Source organism: Streptomyces sp. NPDC006265, assembly GCF_040613555.1.
Taxonomy (GTDB): Bacteria; Actinomycetota; Actinomycetes; order Streptomycetales; family Streptomycetaceae; genus Streptomyces.
Genome location: NZ_JBEXSH010000383.1, coordinates 1 through 8,144 on the forward strand (window position 1 = coordinate 1; position 8,144 = coordinate 8,144).

General features: G+C 73.1%; 10 protein-coding genes and 1 pseudogene. 3 read left to right on the forward strand and 8 right to left on the reverse strand.

Translation table 11 applies throughout. The annotated features are described in order from the left end of the window. The 3 genes from ABZ281_RS27320 to ABZ281_RS27330 form a co-directional block, all read right to left on the reverse strand. Positions 1-470: serine hydrolase domain-containing protein (locus ABZ281_RS27320; protein ID WP_356659617.1), on the reverse strand; the 470-nt coding region annotated here is incomplete at its 3' end. After that, positions 467-832 carry a hypothetical protein gene (locus tag ABZ281_RS27325; RefSeq protein WP_356659619.1) on the reverse strand — a complete coding sequence of 122 codons (366 nt, stop codon included), beginning with the start codon at positions 830-832 and terminating at the stop codon, positions 467-469. The genes ABZ281_RS27320 and ABZ281_RS27325, both read right to left, overlap by 4 nt. Before the next feature lie 32 nt (positions 833-864). Further along, positions 865-1,362, reverse strand: a complete 498-nt coding sequence (locus ABZ281_RS27330; protein WP_356659621.1) for a hypothetical protein — start codon at positions 1,360-1,362, stop codon at positions 865-867. A gap of 142 nt (positions 1,363-1,504) precedes the next feature. Between ABZ281_RS27330 and ABZ281_RS27335 the strand changes: the two genes are divergently transcribed. Further along, positions 1,505-2,332, forward strand: coding sequence for an EI24 domain-containing protein (locus ABZ281_RS27335; protein WP_356659623.1), 828 nt, complete (start codon positions 1,505-1,507; stop codon positions 2,330-2,332). Here ABZ281_RS27335 and ABZ281_RS27340 read toward each other — a convergent pair. From ABZ281_RS27340 to ABZ281_RS27350, 3 genes are all read right to left on the reverse strand, one after another. After that, on the reverse strand, positions 2,283-3,563 hold the full coding sequence (locus tag ABZ281_RS27340) for a pyroglutamyl peptidase (protein ID WP_356659625.1): 1,281 nt from the start codon (positions 3,561-3,563) through the stop codon (positions 2,283-2,285). The two genes, ABZ281_RS27335 and ABZ281_RS27340, sit on opposite strands and share 50 nt — an antisense overlap. Positions 3,564-3,652: 89 nt before the next feature. After that, positions 3,653-4,129 (reverse strand): LysR substrate-binding domain-containing protein, encoded by a 477-nt coding sequence (locus ABZ281_RS27345; protein ID WP_356659633.1) that lies wholly within the window; start codon positions 4,127-4,129, stop codon positions 3,653-3,655. A 247-nt stretch (positions 4,130-4,376) separates the two neighbouring features. Further along, positions 4,377-4,595: a LysR family transcriptional regulator gene (locus tag ABZ281_RS27350; protein ID WP_356659635.1), complete on the reverse strand. Its 219-nt coding sequence runs from the start codon at positions 4,593-4,595 to the stop codon at positions 4,377-4,379. Here ABZ281_RS27350 and ABZ281_RS27355 point away from each other — a divergent pair. Continuing rightward, positions 4,543-5,399 (forward strand): annotated as a pseudogene (locus tag ABZ281_RS27355) (glycoside hydrolase family 3 C-terminal domain-containing protein); the annotation flags it as partial. The gene ABZ281_RS27350 and the pseudogene ABZ281_RS27355 sit on opposite strands and share 53 nt — an antisense overlap. Positions 5,400-5,482: 83 nt before the next feature. Here ABZ281_RS27355 and ABZ281_RS27360 read toward each other — a convergent pair. Beyond that, positions 5,483-6,454, reverse strand: coding sequence for an aldose epimerase family protein (locus ABZ281_RS27360; protein WP_356659627.1), 972 nt, complete (start codon positions 6,452-6,454; stop codon positions 5,483-5,485). Between the two features lie 10 nt (positions 6,455-6,464). Next, complete coding sequence (locus tag ABZ281_RS27365; protein WP_356659629.1) at positions 6,465-7,358, reverse strand: SGNH/GDSL hydrolase family protein; 894 nt, start codon at positions 7,356-7,358, stop codon at positions 6,465-6,467. 259 nt (positions 7,359-7,617) lie between these two features. On the opposite strand from ABZ281_RS27365, the gene ABZ281_RS27370 reads away from it, so the two are divergent. Beyond that, positions 7,618-8,112, forward strand: coding sequence for a DUF3145 domain-containing protein (locus tag ABZ281_RS27370; RefSeq protein WP_356659631.1), 495 nt, complete (start codon positions 7,618-7,620; stop codon positions 8,110-8,112). The last annotated feature ends 32 nt before the right edge of the window (positions 8,113-8,144 follow it).

The window sequence follows — 8,144 nt, forward strand, 5'->3', positions numbered from 1 at the left end:
GCCGGTCCAGGGCCGGACCCGGAACGACGGCTCCGGGGAGGCTCGGATATGCGTGCAGCAGCCGCAGAGGGACCCCGCGCAGGGCGGTCGTCGGCCAGCTCGGCGAGCGTGAAACCGGTGTCCGTGCCGACCACGCCCGCCCGGTGCGCCAGCAGATCCCGCAGGGTCAGGGCGCCCTTGCCCTCGGCCGCGAACTCCGGCCAGTAGTACGTCACCTTGCGGTCCAGTTCGAGCGTGCCGTCCTGGACGAGCAGAGCCACGACCAGGTAGGCGGCGCCCTTGGTGGACGAGAACACACCGAAGAGGGCGTCCGCGCCGGTCCCCGCCCACAGGTCGACGACCTTGCGGCCGTGGACGTAGGCGCACAGCTGCCCCTCGTAGTCGGCTCGCTCCCCGGCGACGAAGGCGGTGAACTCCTCGCGCACCGCCTCGAAGCCGTCCGCCACGGTGCCGTGGATCTCCTGCGTCATCCGCTCTCCTTGACTGAAGCGCTGTGTGCCACTGTGAACAATGCCCTCGCCACCTGCGGGAATCCCCCCTTGGGATGGTCCCGGAAGAGTGGTTCGGTGCCGAACAGGACCGTGTGGTCCCCGCTGACGACCGAGGCCTGCCCGGCGGCAGCGCCGGGACCGCCGGTGCCGTCCCGCAGCGGCCGCCAGTGCCCGGAGACCAACGGGTTCCCGGTCGCGTACGACTGCTCCACGCGGACGCCGGGGCCCGGGTCGGTGAACCAGAGCGGGGCATAGACGAAGCCGTGGTCCGGTGCGTCGCGCGTGATGTCGCCCGCGTTCGTCACCTTCACCACGCCGTTCGCGTCCGCGTTGCCCTCCACCGGCTTGACGGCCAGCCGACCCGCCGCCGCGTTCAGGGCCGCCCCCGTAGCGCCCCGGCCGACCAGGCCGTGCCCGTCCAGGAAGGGGTGTCCAGGGCCTGCCGGGTGCTCTCCGGGGCGGTGACGGTGACGAGGTGGAGGCGGTGGCCGCCGGCCGAGCGGCCCGTCACCTCCACGCTCACCCGGTCGCCCGGACGCTGTAACGCGTTCAGCTTCGGCGCGATCGCGTGGTACGGCGTGAGGCCCAGCTTCAGGGACGTGTCGGCGGGGTTCTCCGGATCGGGGGCGAGGGTGCGGCGGCGGGGGTAGGCGCGGGTGGTGGTGCCGGTGGAGGTGTCCGCGGTCAACGCGCGTCGCGTCGCGCTCGCGGGAGCCTGTGCCGCGCGGTCGTCCAGGGCGGAGCCCTCACGGGTGACGGGCTTCGGGTCCGCGCCCGCGGCGCCGGGGGTGAGCAGGAGTGAACCCGCCGTGGCCAGGGCCAGGGCGGTGATCAGTACAGGTCTCGCAGGAACGCTTCTCGTGGTGCGCACGCGTGCCTCCTCCGGGGCTTCCTGAGATCGGTACGGCGAGGTGTACCGCTTCGACTCAACGGCAACAAGGGCGCCTTGGTGTCACCGGAGCCCCGTACGGCCCTGTCGGGGGGTGGTCCGGCCGCCCGGATAGGGTTTCCCCATGCGCGATCTAGGGGCGGGCTTCCGGTACCTCCTGAAGGGCCAGCGATGGGTGGCCAGGCACGGCAGGCAGTACGGCTTCGGGCTGCTCCCGGGCCTGATCACCCTCGTCCTGTACGCGGCGGCGCTCGTCGCGCTGGCGCTGTGGGGCGAGGACGCCGTGGGCTGGGCGACGCCCTTCGCCGACGACTGGACCAGCCCGTGGCGCGGGCTCTTCCGCGGCTTCCTGACCGCCGTGCTGTTCGCCCTCGCCCTGCTCCTGGCCGTCGTGACGTTCACCGCGGTGACCCTGCTGATCGGGCAGCCCTTCTACGAGAACCTCTCCGAGAAGGTCGACCGGGACGTGTCCCCGGACGGGCACGCCCCCGAGTCGGGGCTGCCGCTCTGGCGCGAACTGTGGATCTCCGGCCGGGACAGCCTGCGGATCGTGGTGCGGGCCGCCCTGTGGGGTGTGCTGCTCTTCGGGTGCGGCTTCATCCCGGTGGTCGGGCAGACGGCCGTCCCGGTGATCGGGTTCTTCGTCACCGGGTTCTTCCTCACCGAGGAACTGACCGCCGTCGCCCTCCAGCGCCGCAGCGTCGAGCTGCGCACCCGCCTCACCCTGCTGCGCTCCCGCAAGACCCTCGTCTGGGGCTTCGGCACGCCGCTCGCCGTGGCCTTCCTGGTGCCGTTCGTCGCGGTGTTCCTGATGCCGGGCGCGGTCGCGGGCGCCACCCTCATGGCACGTGACCTGCTGGGCGAGGAGATCGACGAGGGCGGCGAGGAGGGCGACAAGGCCGCTACGACGCTTCCGCGGCCACCCTCAGGATCGTCCTCACCTGGGCGATGATGTCCAGCCGGTTCCGCACGAACTCCGGGTCGGTGACCTCCGTGGTGTTCCCCGCGGCGAACTGCAGCACCGGCGTGTGCACATGCCCGCCCGGCAGCGTGCCGTGCAGCCCCAGCCGGTCCCGCAGCAGCGTCGCCCGGTAGGCGATCTCGTTGGACAGGTAGTCCCCGCCCCCGCCCGCGCGGGCGGTCGAGCCGGGCGTCGGCCCGTCCGGGCGTACGACGGGCTCGGTGCCGCCGGCCGGGATCTCGGTGACGCTCGTGTTGTCGTACACCGGGAAACGGCCGGTCTGCGCGGCGGTGATCGCCGCGTACGGCAGCGTGGTCGTCGTCCACTGCGGCTGCGAGTCCGGGCCGCTCACCGGCACGGTCCCGGTGCGGCCGACGGTGTCGTTGTCCCCGAAGCCGCCCCGCCAGGCCCCGTTGGTCCGCTCGATGTCGAACCGCCCGACCCGGCCCTGGCTCACCGTCGTGAACAGGTCGACCTTGGGCAGGTGCGGCCGCAGGGCCCGCTCCACCGTGCCGTCCGTGAAGTCCTGCCAGCGCACCGGGAACACGGCCGTCTCGACCCGGGCCGGGCCGTCCGCCGTCTCGATCACCGTGCCGTCGAGGGCCAGCGCGGTGGCGCCGGAGGGGTTGGAGATGCGGATGTCCCGATCCAGGGTGAACGGGTCGAAGCCGGTGAGCAGGATCCGCTTCATGCCCTTGCCGTGCGGATATCGGATGGCGTCCTGGCCGCGCGAGGTGCGCTCCAGCTCGTCCAGCAGCGCGGCCCGCTGCCCCTCCGTCAGGCCGAACTCCGGCTCCCAGGTGCGCACGGCACGCGTCATGGCGAGCCGCGCCCAGTACAGCGGCCGGTCGTCGTCCCGGCTCAGGCCCGCCCGTCGCCCACCACCACCCTTCCAAGGAAGCGCTTCGCGCCCTTCGTATTCGGCCGGCCCGCGCCCCTGCGCCCGGTCGACCGCCCGCCGCCACAGCCGCGCGCCCTCGCGCGTGACCGCCCGGCGCGCCTCCCCGTAGGAGCGGGCCCCCTCCAGCGCGCGGGTCAGCCGCGGGGCCGCGGTGTCGAACCCGGAGCGGCGCAGGATCTCCTGGGGGGCGGCTCTGCCGAGCCGCTGCTCCTCGACGGTGGGGGAGGGGGCAGCCTGGGCGGCGCTCGCCGCCGTGGGGGTGGTGAAGCCGGTCAGCAGGGCGAGGCCGAGGACGCCGAGGCGAACGCGTATGGAGTTCAAGGGTGTTCAGGCCTTCCGTCGCGGTGGGGGGTCGGTGCCGGACGGCCGCAGTATCGCGTGACGGGTATGGTCCACGCCATGGGCGGGGCTCAGGCGGGGATCTTCGCCGTCGCCTCGCGCACCGCGTCCAGGAAGGCCGAGGCCGCGGGCGTCAGGGACCGGCCGCGCAGGGTCGCCGCGTACGCCGCCCGGGCCGGGGCGCCCTCGTCGAGGACCCCCAGCAGTGCGAGGTCCGGGCGTACGGACGCGGCCGCGAGCGCCGGTACGAGGGTGATGCCGAGCCCGGCGGCGACGTAGCCCTGCTTGGCGGTCCACTCGCCGACGACATGGGCGACCCGCGGGCTGAAGCCCTGGCGCACGGCCGCGTCCAGGTGGGTGCCCTCGGGCCGCGGGCCGCCGGAGATCCGGTCGGCGTCCGCGAACCGGCCGGGCGGCACCGGGCCTTCGTGACCGGCGAGGGGGTGGCCGACGGGAACGGCGACGTACAGCGGCTCGTCGAGGAGGTGGTGGAGCTCGTACGACTCCAGCGGCGCGCGGCCCGCCGTCGAGACGACCGCGAGGTCCAGGTGAGGGCCGTCAGCCGGTCGAGCAGCGTCGGCGTGAAGGCCTCCTCGCGGAGGACCCGGACCCGGCGGTGGCGGGCGCGGAAGAGGGCCAGGGCGTGCGGCACCAGGGCCGCGTCGGCGGTGGCGAAGGCGCCGAACCTGAGCCGGCCGCCGGCCGCCTCGAGCAGAGCGCCCAGTTCGCGCCGGGCGTCGTGCAGCGCGTCGGCGACCGTCTCGGCGTACGGCATCAGCAGCCGCCCCGCCTCCGTCAGCGCCACCCCGCGCGGCATCCGGTCGAAGAGCGGGCCGCCGTCCAACGCGGCCTCCAGCGAGGGGCGACCTGCCGGGACACCGCGGACTGCGTCCAGCCGAGCGTCCGCGCCGCCACCGGGAACGAGCCGTGCCGGGCGACCTCCAGGAAGACCCGCAGCCAGCCGGTGGAGACCCTCGCCCACCAGGACCCGCAGCGCGACGCCGACGAACTCATCGCCGAGGCCGCCGCGGCAGCCCGGGCCGCCGACACGGCCGTCGTCGTGGTCGCCACCACCGAGCGCGTCGAGCCCGAGGTCTTCGACCGCACCGACCTGCGCCTGCCCGGCCGCCAGGACGACCTGGTCCGCGCGGTCGCCGCCGCCAACCCGAACACCGTCGTGGTCGTCAACTCCGGCTCCCCGGTGGAACTGCCGTGGCGCGGCGACGTCGCCGCCGTGCTCCTGTCCTGGTTCCCCGGCCAGGAGGGCGGCGCGGCCCTCGCGGACGTTTTCACCGGCGCCCACGAACCCGGCGGACGCCTGCCCACCACCTGGGGCACCCTCGCCGACGCCCCGGTCACGCGGGTCGTGCCGGAGAACGACGAACTCCCCTACGACGAGGGCGTCTTCATCGGCTACCGCGCCTGGGAGAAGTACGGCCCGAGCCCCGCCTGCCCCTTCGGCCACGGCCTCGGCCACACCGACTGGACCTACGAATCCGTTGAGGTGGAGGAGAGCGCCGAGGGGACCACCGCGAAGGTCCGCCTCCGCAACGCCGGCGACCGCCCCGGCCGCGAGGTCGTCCAGCTCTGCCTCGCCCCGGGCGACCCCGACCCCACCCGCCCGGCCCGCTGGCTGGCTTCGCGAGCGCCGAGGCCGCCCCCGGCGAGAGCGCCGAGGCCACGGCCGAACTGCCGCGCCGCGCCTTCGAGATCTGGGACGAAGCGACCGGCTCGTGGTCGTATGTGAAGGGTTCGTACGAGATCCAGGTCGGACGCTCGATCACGGACCGCAGGATCACCGCGACGATTAACGTCTGATCCGGGACCGGTTCCCCACCAAGCAGCCCCGGTCCGGGACCTGACCTCCGGATCGGGGCTCGTGGGCCGTCAGGGCCCGCCCGTCAGCGGACGCCGAACCCGTACACCGTCTCCGAGCGGAAGACCTCGCCCGGCCGCAGTACGGTCGTCGGGAACTCCGGCCGGTTCGGCGAGTCGGGGAAGTGCTGGGTCTCCAGCGCGATGCCGTCGCCGGGCGCGAAGGGACCGGACAGGTGGTCCGCGGTGTACAGCTGGATGCCGGGCTCGGTGGTGGCCACCGTCAGCACCCGCCCGGACGCCGGGTCGTGCAACTCGGCGACCTCCACCGGAGTGTCCGTCACCCCCTTGTCGAGCGCGAAGTTGTGGTCGTAGCCGGAGCCGGTCTTGCGGGCCTCGCGGAAGTCGAAGCGCGTGCCGGTCACGTCCTGCGGACCGCCGGCCGGGATCAGGTCGGCGTCGACCGGCGTGTACCGGGAGGCGGCCAGCCGCAGTTCATGACCGCCGGCGTCACCGGAACCGGCCAGGTTGAAGTAGCTGTGGTTCGTCAGGTTCACCACGGTCGGCGCGTCCGTCACCGCCTCGTACGCGATCCGCAGCGCGCAGGACTCGTCGAGCGTGTACGTCGCCGACACCTCGAGCCGCCCCGGGAACCCCTCCTCGCCGTGCGCACTGATCCGCGTCAGACGCACCCCGTGCGCGACGGGCTCCGCGTCCCACACCCGCTTGTCGAAGCCGCGCGCCCCGCCGTGCAGCGAGTTCGGCCCGTTGTTCGGCTCCAGCGCGTACGTCCGGCCGTCCAGGGTGAACCGGCCGCCGGCGATCCGGTTGGCGTACCGCCCGATCAGGGCACCCAGGTACGGCTCCGGGTGGATGAGATACCCGTCGAGATCCGGGAACCCCAGCACCACGTCCCCGGCCCGGCCCTCCCGGTCCGGCACCTCCACGGACTGCACGATCCCGCCGTACGACAGGACCCGCACCCGCACGCCCGCCCGCTCCAGGGTCCAGCGGCGCACCGGCATCCCGTCGGAAAGTGTTCCGAAGAGTTCGTTCATGTGCGGAACTCTAAGTCAGGGGCCTTTTCGCGGTGACGGTGCGGTACGCGATCTCCGCCAACCGGGCCTGTCCGTTCACACTGGGGTGGAAGTAGTCCCAGCGGCTCAACTGGTCCGTGCCGAAGCGGTAGTCGTACACCGCGCCCCCGTCGTGGCGGCACCGCTTGTCCTCGGCGCAGACCTCTTCGAGGACCTTGTTGTAGTCCTCCACCCGCTTCTGCACCGTGTTCCGCCGCAGCGTCGCCGCCGAGTCCAGGGCGTCCGCGTCGCCCAGCATCGACGGGCAGATGCCCAGCTTCCACACCTGCTTGCCCATCGGGCTGTTCCGGCCCTCGGACCACAGCCGCTTCAGATTGGGCACGCTCGCCACGTACACCTGCGCCTTGGGCAGGGCCTTGCGCAAGGAGCGCAGGGAGTCCTCGAAGTCGGCGCGGAAGGCGGAGACGGGAGTCATCGCCGAGGGCGTGGACCGACAGGCGTCGTTCGCCCCCACCATCACCGTCACCAACTGCGGCTTGCGCCGCACCGCCTGCGCCATCTGCCCGGGCAGGTCGGCCATCCGCGCCCCGGTCACGGCGTAGTTCCAGCTGCGCTGAGCGGCCCCCGTCCTTCCCAGCAGCCGCACCGCGAGCGAGTCGACCTCGGGGCTGGCACCGGTCGCCCAGGACGCCTCCGGACAGTCCGACAGCACGTCACAGGCGTCGAACCCCCGCGTGATGGAGTCCCCGACGGCAGCGACGGAACCCGGGCTGCGGTCCCACAGGGGCGTGGGCTTCGGCGACGGCTTCGCCTTCTCGGACGGGGCCGCGGAATCACCCCCCACGGCATCACACCCCGCGACACCCAGCACGGCCGCCGCGACCACGGCCAGAACGCCCCGTGTACGGCGGCCTCGCTTCCGCATCCCTGGTCCATCCCCTCGCCACGCCGTGCCTGTCTCCCCAACCCATAACAACGCACGAGGGTTCCCGGCCGATCAGGTGCAACGGCTCACACCCGTACAAGCGTCCCCCTGGGTGAATGGCAGGCGTTTCCCGGCACCTGGAGCGACCGTACGTCACACTCCTTGCGCCCCCGCACGGTAGCCTCGCCATCAATGTGACCCGCCCGGTCACAGCCGTTCCGCCCGTTTGCACCATGTCCCGCTCTGCCCGGAGGTTCCGGTGACGACACGTGGAGTTCTGTACATGCACTCCGCGCCGCGCGCGCTGTGCCCGCACGTCGAGTGGGCCGTCGCCGGGGTGCTCGGCACACGCGTCAGCCTGGACTGGATCCGTCAGCCGGCCGCCCCGGGCACCTGGCGCTCGGAGTTCTCCTGGCAGGGCCAGGTCGGCACGGCGTCCAAACTCGCCTCCGCGCTCCGCGGCTGGCACCTCCTCCGCTTCGAGGTCACCGCGGAACCCTGCCCCACCGCCGAGGGCGAGCGCTACAGCTGCACCCCCGACCTGGGCATCTACCACGCCGTCACCGGCATCCACGGTGACATCCTCATCCCCGAGGACCGTCTCAGAGCGGCTCTCCAGCGCTCCCAGCGCGGCGAGACCGACCTGGAGGCCGAACTCAGCAAACTCCTCGGCAAGCCCTGGGACGACGAACTGGAGCCCTTCCGGTACGCCGGCGAAGGCGCCCCGGTCCGCTGGCTCCACCAGGTGGTGTGAGGCTTTGGTCTTCTAGGGCCCTTCTGATGGAT